Consider the following 18,418-nt stretch of genomic DNA (forward strand, 5'->3'; position numbering starts at 1 on the left):
ATATGTTTGTGTTACCTTTAAAAAAGGAGTGATATATAATGACAGCATTAAATATAGAAGAAAGAATGAAGGCGTTACACATACAAGGGTTAACAATAACAACGATTAAAAATAAGAAAATCTTTCAAAGTGAACAATATGGAGTGCGTAATAAACACGACCAATTTCCTGTTATGGGAAATACGATGTTTAATGTGTGCTCTATAAGTAAATTGCTTACTACGGTCTTAGCTTGCAAACTAATAGATGAACAGCTCCTCCAACTTGATACACCAATAAATGAATTGGTCACAACATGGACAATATCCTCTAATACACCCTCACCCAGCCTCACCCTTAGACAATTATTAAGTCACCAATCAGGTATCATTGATCCGCCAAATAGTTTTTTACCCTATCAAAAACGTTGGGGTTACCCTACAGTAGAACAACTTTTTCTTGGGAAGACTGAGTATTGTCGAGAGCCTATCATCAGGCAAGAGAATCAGGTGGGGAGATTTCATTATGCAGATGCGAATTTTTGCTTGATAGAGAAGTTAATAGAGGGAGTCACAGGTAAATCTTTCACGCTATTAATGGAAGAGAAGGTATTGCAGCCGCTGGGTATGGCGTGTAGTACCTATGAGGTTACTTATGGGGAAAATATTTCTCAAGGACATGATAGGAACGGAGCAACAGTGAAAGAGAAATACCCACATTATCCTTATCCAGCTGCTTCAGGGTTATGGTCAACATCTAAAGACATTAGTAAGCTGATGATTGAACTCATGGATGCAATCGTTGGTGATAGTAAGCTCGGCCTCTCACCCCTAACTATAAATGAAATGTTTACATCACAGGGAGAGTGTGAATGGTTAGGGCTTGGTTGCTTTTTAGGAAGTACATCCAATGGATTTGAATTGAGTTCCCTTGGTTGGGGAGTAGGTTTTCAAAGTTTGCTTGCTCTATACCCGCAAAAGAAGGAAGGGATAATAATTTTGACGAATACTGAGCTTGGTATTCATCAAATGGATGGGCTCATCGGTGAAATTTATCGGGCATTTATAGGGAAAGAGTAAGAGGATAAATAAAAAACGCAATTTACCTCCAATAAATTTTCTAAGCATTAATCATAAGTAATTAATTTCTTAAAAGAACAAAAGAGCACTGGGATAGAGTAACCTTCTTGGAATCTCTAGTGGTGATTATCTCGTAACGCTACTTTCTTTAATTAAGAAATAGCCAAGATGACAAGGATAATGACAACTTATTAGAGGGGGAGTATGCGCATTACCGGGTGCTAGAATGAGAAACATACGTTTATACCTTTAGTAGTAATTAATGTAATTAATATGTATTGGTAAATTTTTTGATATTATCAAAGATGTTTGTTCGTTTTTTAAAGATTAATAGTTGAATATAAAAAGAAAAATATGCAATTGATGGGATATTTTTCTTATGTTACAATATGTTGGTTGTGAAAGGAGAGAAACGAGATGAAAAGTAAACAAATTAAACAACTTGCTCTCGCATCATTGCGAGACAATTGGGGAAAGGGTGTATTGCTCTCATTCTTATATTTTCTAATTACGTTCATCCCCGAATTTTTTATGGAAATCCTGTTAATTCCTTATCCTGAATGGGAGTATGCTGCAGGGTATAATTTAATTAGTATTGCAATTAGTATCATCTTAATTCCATTTGGTGTAAGTCTTTCATTGTCGTACATTACATTAATCAGAGGGTCTAAGCTTCCAGTGGAGGAATTATTTACTGGATTTAAGTATTTGAGTTTCTTAAGAGCTTTGGGATTAACGATTTTACAAAGCATTTATATTTTCTTATGGTCCTTATTATTGGTTATCCCAGGCATCATTAAGTCGCTTTCATATTCTCAAGCGATGTACATATTACGTGACCACCCAGAATTATCTGTGAACAAAGCGATAACTGAAAGTCGAAAAATGATGAAGGGTCATAAGTGGAGATATTTTTGTTTGAACCTAAGCTTCATCGGTTGGGCTTTTCTATGTATCTTAACGCTTGGAATTGGGTTTCTTTGGCTTGGCCCATACTTTTTAACAGCGCATGCACACTTTTATGAAGATTTAAGAGACCGAGAAGGTGCTGTTGCTGTGAAGGAAGCGATTATATAATTGTTTAGAAGACCTTCATCTTATAAAGATGTTGGTCTTTTTATCTTTTATATAATTTACTGTATATACCTGAGGTTTTCTTCTTAAATCAATAGGGAACACTTTTAATCTGGGTTTAGCAAGTATCTAGCTTTCTTTTTTTTGTGCAGAAGATGCTTTATAATGAATGAAGCCAATGATTAACGATTAAGACAGGTATTTAGTGTAATTGCTTTTTTCTTTACCTGTTTCTATTATTAATGGATAGATATGAGCAATGAAGAAGGAGTTGATCTTAGTGATCAAACAATCAATCCTACCAGCTATTCGTAATATGAAGGATTTTGAGAAAGTCATTTCTTCGCAATATGAGTATATGATTTTACTGGATTCTCACATTACACAAATAAAAAGTGTTGTAGCAACAGCTAAGAAGCATAATAAAAAAATCCTCATTCATATGGATATGATTGATGGTTTAAAGAATGATGAAAGTGGCACTTTATTCGTTTGCCAAGAAATTAAACCAGCTGGGATTATTTCGACCAAGCGACAAGCGATTATTACAGCCAAGAAAAAAGGAGTACTAGCCATTCAAAGGCTTTTCTCCATTGATACCCTGGCGTTAGAGAATGGACTAGAGTTGTTGAAGAATACAAAGCCAGATTATATTGAAGTATTACCTGGCATTATTCCAGAAATCATTCGCGAAGTTCATGAGAAAACGGATATAAAAATAATTGCTGGTGGCTTGGTGAGGGAGAAATCAGAGATTGAATCAGCCCTCGAATCCGGTGCTATCTCTGTTTCAACATCTAACAGGGATCTATGGGAGCTATAATTAACTGCGATCTTTTTCTACTTGCAGCAGGTTGGTAGAAAAGGATGGCTTTTTTTATTGCTGAAAAAAAGATTGCATTTTCTATTCGCTGAAGAAATATAATGACTTGGAAGGGCGCTCATCTTCAGTCAGATTTGTTTACTTATCGACTCGGAAGGCTGTGAATATGGGGATAAGTATCTTACTTGTTGCTAAAAACCGATCGGTCTGGTGATTTTTCTTTACATGTCTCTTATCTTATTCTTCTAAAAAATTTAATTATTTATTTGCAATCGTTTTCATTTTATTATAATATGGTTCGTACAAGTTAATTTATTTTGTCGGAGATTTAGAGAGGCATGCGAAATAACGTTTGATCGTTATTTTCTTTCGCATGCCTCTTTTTGTTTTCTCTTGAAAGGGTAATGTTAAAAAGTAGTTTTATAGTCTATTAAATGATTAGGAGGATTACTGAATGTCTGATATTTTTATAGGAGAGCTAATTGGTACTTTCATATTAGTCGTATTCGGTGTTGGTGCTGGGGCCAATTTGAATTTAAACAAGACATTTGCTAATGGTGGTGGCTGGATTGTCACTTCATTTGCATGGGGGTTTGCTGTCGCGTTTGGTGTCTACGTTTCAGATTTCTTTGGTGCGGGTGGTCATCTTAATCCAGCGGTAACATTGGCAGCGGCTTTAGCTGGTAGTATTGAGTGGGGAGCTGTTGCATATTATGTATCAGGACAAATGATTGGGGCATTTATTGGTGCAGCGTTTGTTATCTTATACTTCTATCCACACTGGAAAGCTACAAGTGATCAAGGCACGAAACTGGGCGTTTTCTCAACAAGCCCAGCAATTAAAAATACACCATTTAACTTTATAAGTGAAGTACTTGGGACATTTATTTTAGTCTTTGGTTTGAATGCCATTGGATTAAATTCATTTGCTGAGGGATTAAATCCTCTTATCGTTGGATTCTTTATTGCCGCAATTGGTATGAGTCTTGGGGGAACAACAGGTTATGCGATAAACCCAGCTCGTGATTTAGGCCCGCGTCTTGCCCATGCATTACTACCCATCCCAGGCAAAGGGTCTTCGGACTGGGGCTATGCTTGGATTCCGGTTATAGGTCCATTAGTTGGGGCTGTTCTTGCAACATTTGTATTTCAATCTTTATTCTAATAAATAGGGGGATGCCGACATGACAAAAAAATATATCTTATCACTAGATCAAGGAACAACAAGTTCAAGAGCGATACTTTTTAATAAAGAAGGTCATATTGTAGGTGAATATCAACGGGAGTTTAAACAGCATTTTCCAAAGCCAGGCTGGGTTGAGCATGATGCGATGGAAATTTACGCTTCTATTCTTTCTGTTATGGCGGGTGTCATAAGTGAAAATAACATACAAGGCAGTGATATTGCCTCTATTGGGATCACTAATCAAAGGGAAACAACGGTTGTATGGGATAAAAATACCGGTTTACCGATCTATCACGCCATCGTATGGCAATCAAGACAAACGAGTGAAATCTGCAATGAATTAAAAGCAAAAGGATTAAATGATACTTTTCGTTCGAAAACGGGCTTATTAATTGATGCATACTTTTCAGGTACAAAAGTAAAGTGGATATTAGACAATGTTGAAGGAGCACGTGAAAAGGCAGAAAATGGCGACTTGCTTTTCGGAACGATTGATACATGGATTATTTGGAAGTTATCTAACGGTCAAGCACATGTAACAGATTACACGAATGCATCAAGAACATTAATGTATAATATTTACGACTTGAGCTGGGATGACGAATTATTAGATATTCTTACAGTACCTAAGTCTATGCTGCCTGAGGTGAAATCCAGTTCTGAAGTGTATGTGGAAACAGCGAAAGAGATTTTTGGGGATATCACGATTCCCATTTCCGGTATTGCTGGTGACCAACAAGCTGCTTTATTCGGTCAGGCTTGTTTTGAGAAAGGCATGGCAAAAAATACGTACGGCACAGGGTGCTTTATGCTTATGAATACAGGTGAAAATCCAGTGCAATCAGAAAATGGTTTACTCACAACTATTGCATGGGGACTGGATGGTAAGGTAGAATATGCATTAGAGGGTAGTATTTTTGTTGCCGGATCGGCTATTCAATGGTTAAGAGATGGCATGAGAATGATTAAGACTGCCCCAGAAAGCGAAAACTACGCAACGCGTGTAGAATCAACTGATGGTGTTTATCTTGTACCTGCATTTGTTGGACTTGGGACACCCTATTGGGAAAGTGATATTCGAGGAGCTGCTTTTGGAATGACACGTGGAACGACGAAGGAACATTTTATTCGTGCCACATTAGAGAGCCTCGCGTATCAAACAAAAGATGTGTTAACAGCAATGGAAAGTGATTCAGGTATTGAGCTAAAGAAATTGCGTGTCGATGGTGGCGCTGTGAAAAACAATTTCTTAATGCAATTCCAAAGTGATATACTAGACACTATTGTTGAGCGCTCAGAAATTAATGAAACAACGGCTTTAGGGGCTGCGTATTTAGCCGGCTTAGCTGTTGACTTCTGGACAAAAGAAGAAATCATTAATAACTGGAAAATTGGAGATTCCTTTGAAAATCAAATGGAATCAAGCAAGCGTGACGAACTATATAACGGCTGGAAGAAAGCAATTAAAGCAACAATCGCATTTCAATAAAACAAGTTAATATAAAATGTTGGAGAATGAGAGACCGCAAATCAACCCTGTACATAAGGGCTATTTGCGGTCTTTTCTTTTTATTCAAGGAAGGATGGATAGATGATGAATAGAAACGCAAACTTAAACGAATTGAAAAACAAAAAATTTGATTTACTTGTACTCGGAGGTGGGATTACCGGAGCTGGAATTGCTCTTGATGCCCAGTCACGTGGCTTAGATACAGGACTAATTGATATGCAGGATTTTGCTGCTGGCACAAGTAGTCGCTCAACAAAGCTTGTTCATGGCGGGCTACGTTATTTAAAACAAATGCAAATAGGTGTTGTGGCAGAGGTCGGAAAAGAAAGAGCCATCGTTTATGAGAACGCACCCCATGTTACCAATCCTGAATGGATGCTGCTTCCGTTAATTAAAGGAGGTACCTTTGGACCGTTTACTACTGGTATTGGATTAAGGGTTTACGACTTTCTTGCAGGTGTTAGGAAAAGTGAAAGAAGGAAGATGCTATCTAAAGAAGAGGCAATAAAAAAAGAGCCATTACTTGTAAAAGACACCCTGAAAGGTGCGGGTTACTATGTAGAATATAAAACGGATGATGCCCGTCTCACACTTGAAGTCGCTAAAAAAGCAGATGAACTCGGTGCAACCTTGGCAAACTATGTCAAAGCAGACGACTTTATATATGAAAATGGCAAAGTCATTGGTATAAATGCAGTTGATGTATTATCTGGCGAAGCTTTCCCTATTTATGCGAAGGAAGTTGTTAATGCTACAGGTATCTGGGTAGATGGACTAAGAAAAAAAGATGGCTCTCTAAGTGGTAAGAAATTATTTCATACAAAGGGTGTCCATTTAGTATTCGACCAACAAGACTTTCCGTTACAAAACGCTGTTTACTTTGATACACCAGATAAAAGAATGGTGTTCGCCATTCCACGTAATGGAAAAACATATCTAGGTACAACAGATACTAAATATGAGGGAGACCTCGTAAATCCAGAAATGACAGAAGAGGACCGTGATTATCTACTAAAAACAGTTGAACTGGTTTTTCCAACATTATCACTGTCTAAAGACCAAATTGAATCACATTGGGCGGGTGTTCGTCCACTCATCTACGAAGAAGGAAAAAAAGAATCCGAAATCTCACGTAAAGATGAAATATTCTATTCTGATACTGGGCTCATCACCATAGCAGGTGGCAAACTAACAGGCTATCGCAAAATGGCCGAGAAAACAGTCGATGTTGTCGCAGAGAGATTAGGAAACACCCAATCATGTCAAACAGATCACATCATTCTATCAGGCGGTGATGTAGGTGGTTCTAATGGCTACCAGTCTTTTGTGGAAGAGCAAATAAAGAATGGTAAAGCAATCGGATTCACAGAACAAGAAGCAAAGCGCATAGTCGAACGCTATGGCTCTAATGTCAAAAACGTATTTGAAATTGCTAAAAAAGCTAAGGGTGAGCATGATAAAGTCAATCTATCCCTTGAAGCCTATGCTACATTAATCTATAGCCTAGAAGAAGAAATGACCGAAACCCCAACCGATTACTTTATGCGACGCACAAGTGCCATATTGTTTAATAAACAATGGGCAATGAACTATAGTGAAGCAGTTGTGACATTTATGAGCGATTATTTTGCTTGGGATGCACAAAGGACAGAGAAAATGAGAGGAGAGTTGAAAGAGGAAATAAATAAGGCATAATGATAGAACAACGTACGGCTTGAGCCGTGCGTTTTTTTTCTGAATTAGAATAAAGAATTTTTAGAAGTTTAAGGTTGCAATTATCAAGTTTTCTCACTTTTTAGTGGATTTAAAACCGGTAGTGTATTGAATGTGATATGTCAAAGTAATCATGATCAGGATTTAAACGTATTGAGCATTTTGAGGAACAAGGATTATTTGCATGTCCACCTCTTACACCCTACTAAATTCGTTGTTAAGGAATTAATATAAGTAGCTATAACTGAATGAATCTATAAAAGATAAAATGGGCTTAGAAGATAATCCAAACCCATTTTGTATCTTAAATGTCTGATTAATCCATAATCGCTACTAAACGTCCTGTCACTTCATGACGTTCTAAACGAGCTAAACCTTCTCCAATTTCATCAAAGGTGATTTCAGTAATGGCTGGATCGATATCGCCTGAAGCCATTAATTTATATACTTCTGCAATATCGTATTTATCTCCACCAACACTTCCGAGTAGGCTTGCAGCTTTTAAGATAAGTGGATCAGTATTAATTGTAGATTCTAGTTTCCCCATACCTACTAATACAACTTTACCACCTGGTGCAACTACATCAATTGCGCCAGCTGTTGTGGTACCGAAGCCAGCATAATCGACTACTAAATCTGGTGCAATATCGGCTAATTCTTTAATATCTTCAAATACATCTTTTACACCAATTTCTTTGGCTAATTCACGTGCTTTAGGGCTTACATCTACTGCATACGTTTCAATGCCAGCCACAACAGCTGCACGAGCAGCAATTTGACCTAATCCTCCGATACCAATTACTGCTACTTTCATTCCTGGTTTAGCTTCACCACGTTTGAACATTGCGTGATAAGAGGTCATTCCTGCATCGGTGCCAGCTGCCGCTTGTGCATAAGTTACACCATCAGGAATGGGTACAAGGTCAATCGCGGGAGCAGATACTTTATTTGAATAGCCTCCATCATAACCATATCCAGGTCCCATACCAACTAAGCTAACAGGACAAACACCAACGCGGTCACCTACTTTGAAATCGGTTACACCTTCGCCAACTTCAGTAATCATACCTGCTACTTCATGTCCCATAATGATTGGTTTTTTCTCGATAATATCCATCCATTTTGGATCATGTAAAGCTCCTACATCAGAATGACAAAGTCCAGCTGCCTTCACATCGATAATTACACGACCCTCAGTTGCTACTGGATCTGGTTTTTCAACTACTTTCAATGGTACATTGGTTGCTGTAAATTCCCAGCCTTTCATATTAACCCCTTCTTTCTAAAAGTTTTACCATGGTTCCTGGATTTGCCGATTAAATTGATATTACAATTGTACATTGTCGACAATATAAATTATAACGCTATTTGTTTATTCTGTATACTGAATCAAAAATAGCAATATATTACTGGCTTTCCTCTAGACTTACTTTTCTATAAGAAAAGTTTGTCACCAATGCAAATGAGAGAATATTATTTAAAATATTCTCACTATTTATTGACCATTTAGTTTATTTGTCTTACAATAATACAAAATGAGGAGGGATGAATTATGCGATTGAACACAGAACGAAAAGAAGAGCCCCTTTTTATAAAAGTCCATGAAAAAGACAATGTAGCAATTGTTGTTAATGCTGGTGGGTTAAAGGAAGGTACAACCTTTTCTAACGGTCTGGTTCTTACTAGTAGAGTACCAGAAGGACATAAAGTAGCACTTAAAGAAATAGCTGAAAAGGATGAGATTATCCGTTACGGAGAGGTGATAGGGAAAGCGTTGAAACCTATTAAGAAAGGAAGTTGGGTAGAAGAGTCGATGGTTGAGCTTCCTATTCCACCAGATTTACATAAGTTAAGTATAGCAACTCGTGTGCCTGATGCCCTCCCACCATTAGAGGGGTATACATTCCGAGGATTTCGCAATCCTGATGGAAGTGTAGGAATAAAGAATGTTTTGGGAATATCAACAAGTGTGCAATGTGTTGTAGGTGTACTTGATTTTGCTGTGAAGAGAATAAAAAATGAATTACTGCCAAACTATCCAAATGTAGATGATGTCGTAGCTATTAATCATCAGTACGGATGTGGAGTAGCCATTCAAGCGCCAGAAGCAATCATCCCGATAAGGACTTTGCAGAATTTAGCTAAGCACCCGAACTTTGGAGGGGAAGCTTTAATCATCGGTCTTGGGTGTGAAAAGTTATCACCATTAATGCTCGCACCTGATGGTAAAGATCGCGACATATTGTCTTTACAAGAACAAGCAGGTTTTTCAGATATGGTAACAAATATTATGAATATGGCCGAAGAAAAGTTAGAGAAACTAAACCTTCGCAAAAGAGAAATCTGCTCAGTAAGCGATTTAGTGGTTGGCTTACAATGTGGGGGAAGTGATGCTTTTTCAGGTGTTACAGCTAATCCTGCTGTTGGTTATGCTGCTGACCTTTTAGTAAGAGCTGGTGCGACAGTCATGTTTTCTGAAGTAACTGAAGTAAGGGATGCAGTCCATCTTTTGACACCTCGGTGCGAAACGAAAGAGATTGGAAACGCTTTAATTAAAGAAATGCAATGGTATGATGAGTATCTTCAAAAAGGTGAAGCAGATCGAAGTGCGAACCCATCTCCTGGCAATAAAAAAGGAGGACTTTCTAATATAGTAGAGAAATCATTGGGTTCAATTGTTAAATCTGGTAGTAGTGCTATTTCTGGTGTGCTTGCACCAGGAGAAAAAGCAACACAGAAAGGTCTCCTTTATGCGGCTACTCCGGCAAGCGATTTCGTATGCGGTACATTACAGTTAGCATCTGGCATGCATCTACAGGTATTTACAACTGGTAGGGGCACACCGTATGGATTAGCAATGGCACCTGTCATAAAAGTATCCACAAGAAATGCTCTAGCAGAACAGTGGAATGATTTAATTGATGTAAATGCGGGAACGATTGCCACAGGTGAATCAACAATTGAAGATGTAGGATGGGAAATATTCCATCACATTATTGAAGTAGCAAGTGGAGAAAGAAAGACATGGGCAGATCAATGGGGGCTTCATAATGATTTAGCTCTATTTAATCCTGCACCGATTACTTAATTAGATAAAAAAAGCGAACCCAGTACCGTTCTTTACATACGGTTTGGGTTCGTTTTTTATTCTAATACTTTTCCTTCAACAAACTTCAAATGATTGTACATTGCTTGAAATGCAGCCTGAGGATCTTTTTTCTTTAGTGCTTCATAAATGGCTTTATGATGTCTGATCGTTTTTTCTTTTTCACGATATTTGATTTGTGCGTTGATTTTTACATGTGAGAGTAAAAGCGAATCAATCATTCCTTGTAAGACAGGATTATTTACACTAAGGGCTATAATTCGATGAAACATAAGATCATGTTCACCATATTCGTTGTCGACTGAATTTTCCATTTTGATAATTGTATCATTCAATGCTTCAAGTGTTTCATCTGTCATTTTTTCTGCTGCGTATGTAACAAGTCCTAGTTCTAAAGAGGTGCGTGCTTCAACGATTGCTTCAATATTGTCACTAACAAGGGAAAGCATGGTTGAAAATGGTTTATTACTTATACTCTCAGTAAAGTAAGTACCATCTCTCGTTTTTCTTTTTACAATACCAAGAGATTCCAGTGAAGTCATCGCCTCTCTCATGACGGGACGACTGACACCTAGAAGTTCCATTAATTCCATTTCCGGAGGAAGTTTGTCACCGGGTTTAAGTTTATTTGAAATTAATAAATCAATTATTTGTTCCTCTACTTGCTGAGCCAATGTTTTTCGTACGACTTGGCTACTAATTAAATCAAGCGCATCTTTCTTCACAATTGTCCACCATCCAAATTACTATAGTTTAATTAATCTAATTGTAATACAAATAGAATTAAAAGAATAGCAAGCCCTTTAGAAAAATAAATAAAAATTTTCAAAAAACATATTGTCAGTTAATTTAATTTGTCTTACAATTATACATAACAAATTGAAAGGGGAGGAATGAAATATGCATTCACCTAGAAAAGCACCTACAGGTATTCTCGGATTTCCTGTAGCTCCATTTGATGAAAATGGAAAATTAGACGAAAAAGCGTTAGAAGTTAATATTCGATTTTTGATTGAAGAAGGATTAGAGGCAATCTTTATCGCATGTGGATCAGGAGAGTTCCAATCATTAAGTAAAGAGGAATATGAAATCATGCTTGATGTTGCCATCCAAGAAGCAGGTGGTAAGGTACCTGTTTATACAGGTGTAGGTGGAAATATTCAGGATGCCCTTTCATATGCGCGCTTATCAGAAGATAAAAAAGCAGATGGCTTTCTTGTATTACCTCCCTATTTAGCAGAAGGTGAACAAGAGGGATTATATGATTATCTGTATCAAGTAATTTCAGAAACATCACTTAATGCTATTGTTTATCAAAGGAATAACGCGATTCTACAACCTAGCACATTAGAGAAATTACTAGATTTAGAGCAGCTTGTTGGCCTAAAAGATGGTGTAGGGAATATGGAACTGAATATTTGTTTAACCAATCGTATCGGTAAACGTTTAAGCTGGTTGAATGGCATGCCTATGGCTGAGGTAACAATGCCAGCTTATATTCCATTAGGGTTTGATTCGTATTCCTCTGCAATTTCGAATTATATCCCTCATATTTCTAGACAGTTTTATGATGCTTTGTTACAAGGGGAAAATGAAATTGTCCACGAGATATATAAAGATATTATTTTACCAATAAATGAGATCCGTAAGCAGCGAAAAGGCTATGCAGTCTCCTTAATTAAAGCAGGTATGGAACTGTCAGGATTACCAGTTCAGAACAAGGTTCGTGCACCTTTCACACCTGTAGAACTTGAACATTACAAACAATTAGAAAGTATTTTGCAACGAGCAAAAGAGAAGTATCCAAAAAAGCAAAAGATTGTCAGGGGGTAAGGGAATGAGTACAGTGACAACGACAAACTACTTAAATTATATTAATGGGGAATGGATAGCGTCGAATTCAAATGAAACAATTGAAAGTATCAATCCGGCGGCACCGAGTGAAATAGTTGGTGTGATTCAATCGTCAACAACTGATGATCTAGATAAAGCTGTTGAAGCAGCAAAACATGCGCAGAAACCTTGGAGAAATTTAAGTGGTGCCCAGCGTGGTGAAATACTTTATAAAGTAGCTGGGTTAATGGAGGAGCGGTTAGAAGAAATTGCTGAATGTGCTACGAGGGAAATGGGTAAAACACTTGCGGAGACGAAGGGTGAAACGAAACGTGGCATAGCGATTTTAAAATATTATGCAGGAGAAGGAATGAGAAAAGTAGGTGATGTCATTCCATCTACCGATAATGAAGCATTGATGTTTACGACAAGAGTACCACTTGGAGTTGTGGGCGTTATTACTCCTTGGAATTTCCCTGTTGCTATTCCAATATGGAAAGTGGCACCAGCACTGATATATGGAAACACGGTAGTCATTAAGCCTGCTAGTGAAAGCGCTGTTACTTTTGCGAAAATTGCTCAATGCTTTGCTGATGCAGGATTACCAAAGGGTGTACTAAATATGGTCACTGGCTCTGGCGCTGTAGTCGGTGGAGGGATTGCTAAACATCCAGATATAAAAGGAATTACTTTTACTGGGTCAAATGCAGTTGGTAAATCAATCGCAAATGAGGCAATGAAACGAGGCGTGAAGTATCAACTTGAAATGGGTGGTAAAAACCCAGTAATCGTTGCCAGGGATGCTGATTTAGAGTTAGCAGTTGACGCCGTTATTAAAGGTGCATTTCTCTCTACTGGACAAAAGTGTACAGCAACGAGCCGAGTAATTGTAGAAGAAGCGGTATATGATAGATTTGTAGAAAAATTGGTGATTGAAACGAAAAAGATTACGATTGGATCAGGTCTTCATGCAAGTAGTTGGATGGGACCATGTGCAAGTGAGTCGCAATATAAAAATGTATTACAAGCTATTCAAACAGGGGTAAGTGATGGTGCAAAGCTTCTTCTAGGTGGTAAGCCATATGAAGACAAGGAGAGTGGCGGCTATTTTGTCGAACCAACAATCTTTGAAGTAGCAGATCAAGAAATCGCTATTGCTAGAGAAGAAATTTTCGGACCGGTTATCGCTCTCATAAAAGTTTCGTCATTAGAGAGCGCAGTTGAAGTAGCTAATGATTCTGCTTATGGCTTAAGTGCCTCGATTTTTACGCAAAATATTACAAGAATGCTGAAATTTGTTCAAGAGATGGAAGCGGGATTAATTCGGATTAACGCTGAAAGTGCTGGTGTTGAATTACAAGCACCATTCGGTGGTATGAAGGAATCGAGTTCACATTCAAGAGAACAAGGAGAGGCTGCAAAAGAGTTCTTTACATCTATTAAAACGGTGTTTGTAAAAGGCTAGCATCAGGATGAGTAGGCAGCGTGACCTACTCATCATTTAAAAAAACAGCAGATTGTTTACGCTTACATTCAATAAAATAAAAGAGGGTGATTACCATGGCAGTCCTTAAATCGGAAAGACAAATAACACCAGCAACCGGAAAGAAAACAAAAGCGAGATGGTTAATTGTTTTAATGATCTTTATTGTCACAGTTATCAACTATGCTGATCGTGCTACTTTATCAATTGCCGGTCCAGCGCTATCAAGTGATCTAGGTATAAATTCTGTTATGATGGGGTATTTATTTTCTGCATTTGCATGGTCCTATGTATTAGGGCAGATTCCTGGTGGATGGTTGCTTGATAAATTTGGCTCTAAGCGTGTTTATTTTTGGAGTATTTTCCTATGGTCTTTGTTTACTTTGGTACAAGGATTAATAGGTTCATTTCAATCAGTCACAACAGTTGTCATCATTTTATTTGCCTTAAGATTTTTTGTAGGGTTGGCAGAATCACCATCTTTCCCTGCAAATAGCCGAATTGTAGCAGCATGGTTTCCGAGTGCGGAAAGAGGGACCGCCGCAGCAATCTTCAATTCAGGCCAATACTTTGCTACCGTTCTATTCGCACCTATTATGGGGTATATCACCTTCACTTTTGGTTGGGAATATGTCTTCTTTTTCATGGGGACCATCGGAATCATTGTAGCCTTTGTATGGTTAAAAACGATATACAATCCAAAAGATCACCCTAAAATTAATCAAGCAGAGTTAGATTATATAAAAGAAGGCGGCGCATTAGTTGATATGGATACTGCGGCCAATCAAGTGGAGAAAAAGCAAGGGCCGAACTGGCAATATATAAAGCAATTATTAAGCAATAAAATGCTTCTCGGCGTCTACCTAGGACAATATTGCATAACGACATTGACCTATTTCTTCTTAACATGGTTCCCGGTCTATTTAGTGGATCAAAGAGGTATGAATATATTAGAGGCAGGTTTAGTTGCTTCATTACCTGCTATCTGTGGATTTATTGGTGGTATATTGGGAGGAACGTTCTCTGATTTCTTATTGAAGAAGGGTGTCTCGATAACGGCAGCAAGGAAAATACCAATTATTACTGGTTTACTTCTCTCTATGAGCCTTGTCATTGCTAACTATGTGACCACAGAATGGGTAGTTGTTTTTGTAATGTCCCTTGCTTTTTTTGGCAAAGGATTTGGGTCTCTGGGATGGGCCGTTGTTGCGGATACTTCTCCGAAAGAGATGTCAGGTGTGAGTGGAGGATTGTTTAATACTTTTGGTAATGTAGCAGGTATTACTACTCCAATCATTATTGGCTATATTGTAGGCACAACTGGATCTTTTAATATGGCGTTGTTGTTTGTTGGTGCGAGCGCTTTAGTCGCAATATTAAGTTATTTATTCCTTGTAGGTGAAATTAAGCGAGTAGAATTGAAGAAAGTTTAATAGGGGAGGAAGAAAGGTATGGAAGCAAATATAGTAGATAAAATGATAGCTAAAGAAGCACCCGTTATCACAAAGGTGGAGGTCATCCCTGTTGCAGGTAGAGACAGCATGCTCTTGAACTTAAGTGGCGCGCATGCCCCTTTTTTCACTCGAAACATCTTAATTTTGCATGATCATTCTGGACGAATGGGAGTAGGTGAGGTTCCTGGAGGAGAATCTATTCGTCAAACGCTAGAAGCTGCAACAGAAATAATCATGGGGAGTTCAATTGGTGCTTATCAACAAGTGCTTAAACAGGTCAATGAAGCATTTGCTAACAAGGATGTAGCAGGAAGAGGACAACAAACTTTTGATTTACGTACAACCATTCATGTTGTTACAGCTATCGAATCGGCGTTCCTTGACTTACTTGGTAAATATCTGAATGTACCTGTATCGGACTTGCTAGGAGAAGGTAGGCAACGTGATCAAGTTGAAGTATTAGGCTATTTATTCTATATTGGTGACCGCCATAAAACAGATCTCCCGTATGAATCACCATCAAGCGATAATAGTCGTTGGTTTCAGTTACGTCATGAAGAGGCTGTCACACCAGAGCAGGTGGTAGCCCTTGCTGAAGCTTCATACGAAAGATATGGATTTAAAGACTTTAAACTAAAAGGCGGCGTGTTTAATGGAGAAGAAGAAATGGAATCCATTATAGCCATTAAAGAACGCTTCCCTCATGCTAGAGTGACACTTGATCCTAATGGGGCTTGGTCCTTAAATGAAGCCATCGCATTATGTAAAGGGAAAAATCATATACTTGCCTATGCAGAAGACCCATGTGGGGCTGAAAATGGCTTCTCATCTAGAGAAATTATGGCTGAGTTTCGTTTAGAAACAGGCTTACCAACGGCAACTAATATGATTGCCACAGATTGGAGACAAATGGCACATAGTATTCGCTTACAAGCTGTTGATATACCCCTTGCCGACCCCCATTTTTGGACGATGCAAGGCTCTGTGAGAGTTGCTCAAACATGCAAGGACTTTGGCTTAACATGGGGATCGCATTCTAACAATCACTTTGATATATCGCTGGCGATGTTCACCCATGTCGCAGCTAGTGCACCAGGGAAAGTAACTGCTATTGATACACACTGGATTTGGCAGGAAGGTCAGCATCTAACAAAAGACCCCTTCATAATAAAAGAAGGAAAAATCGAAGTACCAAAAAAACCGGGCTTAGGCATTGAGATAGATAGAGAGAAACTAGCAGATGCTCATCAACTCTATCAAACATACGGACTTGGCAGCAGAGATGATGCCAAAAGTATGCAATACTTAATTCCAAATTGGCAGTTTAATCCGAAGAAACCTTGTATGGTTAGATAAGGATAAATAAACGGTTCAGATAACACCAGGATTGTGTCCTGGTGTTTATTTAGCTTTTCTAAAACTTACTATTATGTAAGATCTAAGACCAATTGTGTACGATCAAATAAGTCTTGTCAGTATGAAGGCGATAAAGGTGAATAACTAGAAGGATTTAACTGCTAGAGTTAAAGTAAATAAAAAAAATGAAAAAATATGACGAAATATATTTTAAATATTTAGAAAAATATGTATAATTACTAAGATAAAGGTCTTGGTAGTTAATCATATTTATAGTATTGATGTACTAGTCGCAGTGAAAGGCTTGTGCTTGGGTTTGAGTCAATAGGTGGAGATACGACAAAATGTCTTTTAGAAACGATGAATATCTTTATTTCTTTTGATGAGAGTGTGAAGAGAAAGATAGAGATAAGTGAGCGGTGGGAGATGAGGGACTTTATTCGAGTATTAAAGAATAACGAACCATTTTATTTCTCACTTTTTATTTTAACATGAAGACAATGTCAGGTTGAGAATTTGTTCCATATGTTATAAGGGCTAAGATTAAAGGTCTTCATAGAACGCGCCATTTTAAAAAAGTAATAACACAGTTACGTATAGAGAAAGAGTTAGCGGAGAAATATCGAGACGAGAAGATGGTTCAACCATTAGTTGCCGACATGAATCATTGGGGCATAAAGAACTCTTCATTTCATTTTGGTCCCCTGTTGGCAAAGAAGCAATTGCCATTTATGAATATTGTTTATGAATCTCCCCTTTCAAATACGAAGCTCATAAAAAAAGAATGGAGGGATTTAAGGGATCGTTCGAGTATACAATAGCCAGTTGGAAGACATTTGAAGGGGTATTGAAAGCAAGTAATCAGATGTTTTTCTTGATAATAACATGCATTGTTTTTGTAACCTCATTCTTTGGTTCGATAGACAAGGAGGTGAAGCTTAGGGGAGAGCTAATTAAAATAAAAGCACTCAAGTCAGTCCTGGCAGACATCGGACTTGAGCGCTGTGCAGTTGGTATACCAACATGATGTTAGTATACCCTTAATTTACTTAATTGAAAATAAGTAAATAAGAAAGGGGATAAAAATGCTAAACCGTACTGATTATTTACTGAAGGGCAAAACGGAAGCTTTAAAAGCGATAAATGTACATAATAACTATATTCATACACAAGTAATCGAAGGAAAGAATACAACTTTTATTGTGGAAAAACCACCAATAGCCATTGTAAAAGACAGTTTGAGAGAGTATGGAATGACCTATAAAGGGGCTCTCCAAGCTGCTAAGTACAAGCTAGATAAAAAAAGTACACCGCCTATTCGTATTTGGGGGGCTCAGGATATGTATTGGTTCTATTTTTCATCTCAATACGATATTGATAATACATTTGTTTCTCTAGCCCATATTCATGAAATGCAACCATTCAATAAAAATATGACAAAAATAATTTTAACAAGCGGTTATTATTTCAATCTTTCTATAAGCTGTAATAAAGCTAAGAAAAGGTGGGACCAAGCACGCCTTCTTCGTGGACAAATTCAAGATTCAATAAATAAGCAATCATCCGTTCCTTTAATGGAGCTCCCTGGAATGATTAGTGAAGAAAAGGAAGAGTATAAATCAGAATGATACTATACGTACGAAGAGTCAGTTCGAGAATCAACGAGTTATTGCCATATAAGCAGGTCAAGGAGTAAAGTCGCTATATTAAAAGAAGACTTTGTCGTGTAAGTAGGGCAACCAGTGAAATCACTACTAATCAAAGAAGAATTAGAGAGATAAGTAGGGTAACCAGTGAAATCGCTACTAATCAAAGAAGAATT

At 37.8% G+C, this 18,418-nt stretch carries 14 protein-coding genes; 12 read left to right on the top strand and 2 right to left on the bottom strand.

Annotation, left to right across the window (positions count from 1 at the left end; all coding sequences use genetic code 11):
* The first annotated feature begins 38 nt into the window (after positions 1-38).
* The 6 genes from LCM23_RS00755 to LCM23_RS00780 all read left to right on the top strand — a co-directional run bounded on the left by LCM23_RS00755 (position 39) and on the right by LCM23_RS00780 (position 7,346).
* Positions 39-1,058: a serine hydrolase domain-containing protein gene (locus LCM23_RS00755; protein WP_224934646.1), complete on the top strand. Its 1,020-nt coding sequence runs from the start codon at positions 39-41 to the stop codon at positions 1,056-1,058.
* Positions 1,059-1,475: 417 nt separating this feature from the next.
* Entirely contained in the window at positions 1,476-2,135 is a 660-nt protein-coding gene (locus tag LCM23_RS00760; protein ID WP_224934648.1) for a DUF975 family protein, read from the top strand.
* Between the two features lie 277 nt (positions 2,136-2,412).
* Positions 2,413-2,955: a glycerol-3-phosphate responsive antiterminator gene (locus tag LCM23_RS00765; RefSeq protein WP_307319033.1), complete on the top strand. Its 543-nt coding sequence runs from the start codon at positions 2,413-2,415 to the stop codon at positions 2,953-2,955.
* A 454-nt stretch (positions 2,956-3,409) separates the two neighbouring features.
* A complete protein-coding gene (locus LCM23_RS00770; protein ID WP_281202853.1) occupies positions 3,410-4,120 on the top strand; it encodes an MIP/aquaporin family protein in 711 nt (236 codons plus the stop codon).
* Between the two features lie 19 nt (positions 4,121-4,139).
* The gene (gene glpK, locus LCM23_RS00775; protein ID WP_224934650.1) at positions 4,140-5,630 is read left to right on the top strand and encodes a glycerol kinase GlpK; all 1,491 of its coding nucleotides are present in this window, start codon (positions 4,140-4,142) and stop codon (positions 5,628-5,630) included.
* A gap of 102 nt (positions 5,631-5,732) precedes the next feature.
* A complete protein-coding gene (locus LCM23_RS00780) occupies positions 5,733-7,346 on the top strand; it encodes a glycerol-3-phosphate dehydrogenase/oxidase (RefSeq protein ID WP_404826570.1) in 1,614 nt (537 codons plus the stop codon).
* Between the two features lie 334 nt (positions 7,347-7,680).
* On the opposite strand, the gene LCM23_RS00785 is transcribed toward LCM23_RS00780, so the two are convergent.
* Positions 7,681-8,631 (bottom strand): zinc-binding dehydrogenase, encoded by a 951-nt coding sequence (locus tag LCM23_RS00785; protein ID WP_224934654.1) that lies wholly within the window; start codon positions 8,629-8,631, stop codon positions 7,681-7,683.
* Between the two features lie 285 nt (positions 8,632-8,916).
* Here LCM23_RS00785 and garD point away from each other — a divergent pair, with 285 nt between their 5' ends.
* Positions 8,917-10,452 carry a galactarate dehydratase gene (gene garD / locus LCM23_RS00790; RefSeq protein WP_224934656.1) on the top strand — a complete coding sequence of 512 codons (1,536 nt, stop codon included), beginning with the start codon at positions 8,917-8,919 and terminating at the stop codon, positions 10,450-10,452.
* 56 nt (positions 10,453-10,508) lie between these two features.
* On the opposite strand, the gene LCM23_RS00795 is transcribed toward garD, so the two are convergent.
* The gene (locus LCM23_RS00795) at positions 10,509-11,195 is read right to left on the bottom strand and encodes a FadR/GntR family transcriptional regulator (protein ID WP_095370419.1); all 687 of its coding nucleotides are present in this window, start codon (positions 11,193-11,195) and stop codon (positions 10,509-10,511) included.
* Positions 11,196-11,370: 175 nt separating this feature from the next.
* On the opposite strand from LCM23_RS00795, the gene kdgD reads away from it, so the two are divergent.
* From kdgD to LCM23_RS00820, 5 genes are all read left to right on the top strand, one after another.
* Positions 11,371-12,303, top strand: a complete 933-nt coding sequence (kdgD, locus tag LCM23_RS00800) for a 5-dehydro-4-deoxyglucarate dehydratase (RefSeq protein WP_224934658.1) — start codon at positions 11,371-11,373, stop codon at positions 12,301-12,303.
* Between the two features lie 4 nt (positions 12,304-12,307).
* Positions 12,308-13,768: an alpha-ketoglutaric semialdehyde dehydrogenase GucD gene (gene gucD / locus LCM23_RS00805; RefSeq protein ID WP_224934660.1), complete on the top strand. Its 1,461-nt coding sequence runs from the start codon at positions 12,308-12,310 to the stop codon at positions 13,766-13,768.
* 95 nt (positions 13,769-13,863) lie between these two features.
* Positions 13,864-15,219 carry an MFS transporter gene (locus LCM23_RS00810; protein WP_224934662.1) on the top strand — a complete coding sequence of 452 codons (1,356 nt, stop codon included), beginning with the start codon at positions 13,864-13,866 and terminating at the stop codon, positions 15,217-15,219.
* Positions 15,220-15,237: 18 nt separating this feature from the next.
* On the top strand, positions 15,238-16,596 hold the full coding sequence (gudD, locus tag LCM23_RS00815; RefSeq protein ID WP_224934664.1) for a glucarate dehydratase: 1,359 nt from the start codon (positions 15,238-15,240) through the stop codon (positions 16,594-16,596).
* A gap of 1,085 nt (positions 16,597-17,681) precedes the next feature.
* A complete protein-coding gene (locus LCM23_RS00820; RefSeq protein ID WP_224934666.1) occupies positions 17,682-18,224 on the top strand; it encodes a competence protein ComK in 543 nt (180 codons plus the stop codon).
* Positions 18,225-18,418 lie beyond the last annotated feature (194 nt).

Source organism: Cytobacillus kochii (assembly GCF_020171845.1).
Lineage (GTDB): Bacteria > Bacillota > Bacilli > Bacillales > Cytobacillaceae > Cytobacillus > Cytobacillus kochii.

Bases quoted from the DNA above. Each gene is read 5' to 3' on its own strand.
- kdgD (WP_224934658.1), top strand. From the start codon at position 11,371: ATGCATTCACCTAGAAAAGCACCTACAGGTATTCTCGGATTTCCTGTA.
- LCM23_RS00820 (WP_224934666.1), top strand. From the start codon at position 17,682: ATGCTAAACCGTACTGATTATTTACTGAAGGGCAAAACGGAAGCTTTA.
- LCM23_RS00770 (WP_281202853.1), top strand. From the start codon at position 3,410: ATGTCTGATATTTTTATAGGAGAGCTAATTGGTACTTTCATATTAGTC.
- gucD (WP_224934660.1), top strand. From the start codon at position 12,308: ATGAGTACAGTGACAACGACAAACTACTTAAATTATATTAATGGGGAA.
- LCM23_RS00760 (WP_224934648.1), top strand. From the start codon at position 1,476: ATGAAAAGTAAACAAATTAAACAACTTGCTCTCGCATCATTGCGAGAC.
- LCM23_RS00810 (WP_224934662.1), top strand. From the start codon at position 13,864: ATGGCAGTCCTTAAATCGGAAAGACAAATAACACCAGCAACCGGAAAG.
- LCM23_RS00755 (WP_224934646.1), top strand. From the start codon at position 39: ATGACAGCATTAAATATAGAAGAAAGAATGAAGGCGTTACACATACAA.
- LCM23_RS00785 (WP_224934654.1), bottom strand. From the start codon at position 8,631: ATGAAAGGCTGGGAATTTACAGCAACCAATGTACCATTGAAAGTAGTT.
- gudD (WP_224934664.1), top strand. From the start codon at position 15,238: ATGGAAGCAAATATAGTAGATAAAATGATAGCTAAAGAAGCACCCGTT.
- LCM23_RS00780 (WP_404826570.1), top strand. From the start codon at position 5,733: ATGATGAATAGAAACGCAAACTTAAACGAATTGAAAAACAAAAAATTT.
- glpK (WP_224934650.1), top strand. From the start codon at position 4,140: ATGACAAAAAAATATATCTTATCACTAGATCAAGGAACAACAAGTTCA.
- garD (WP_224934656.1), top strand. From the start codon at position 8,917: ATGCGATTGAACACAGAACGAAAAGAAGAGCCCCTTTTTATAAAAGTC.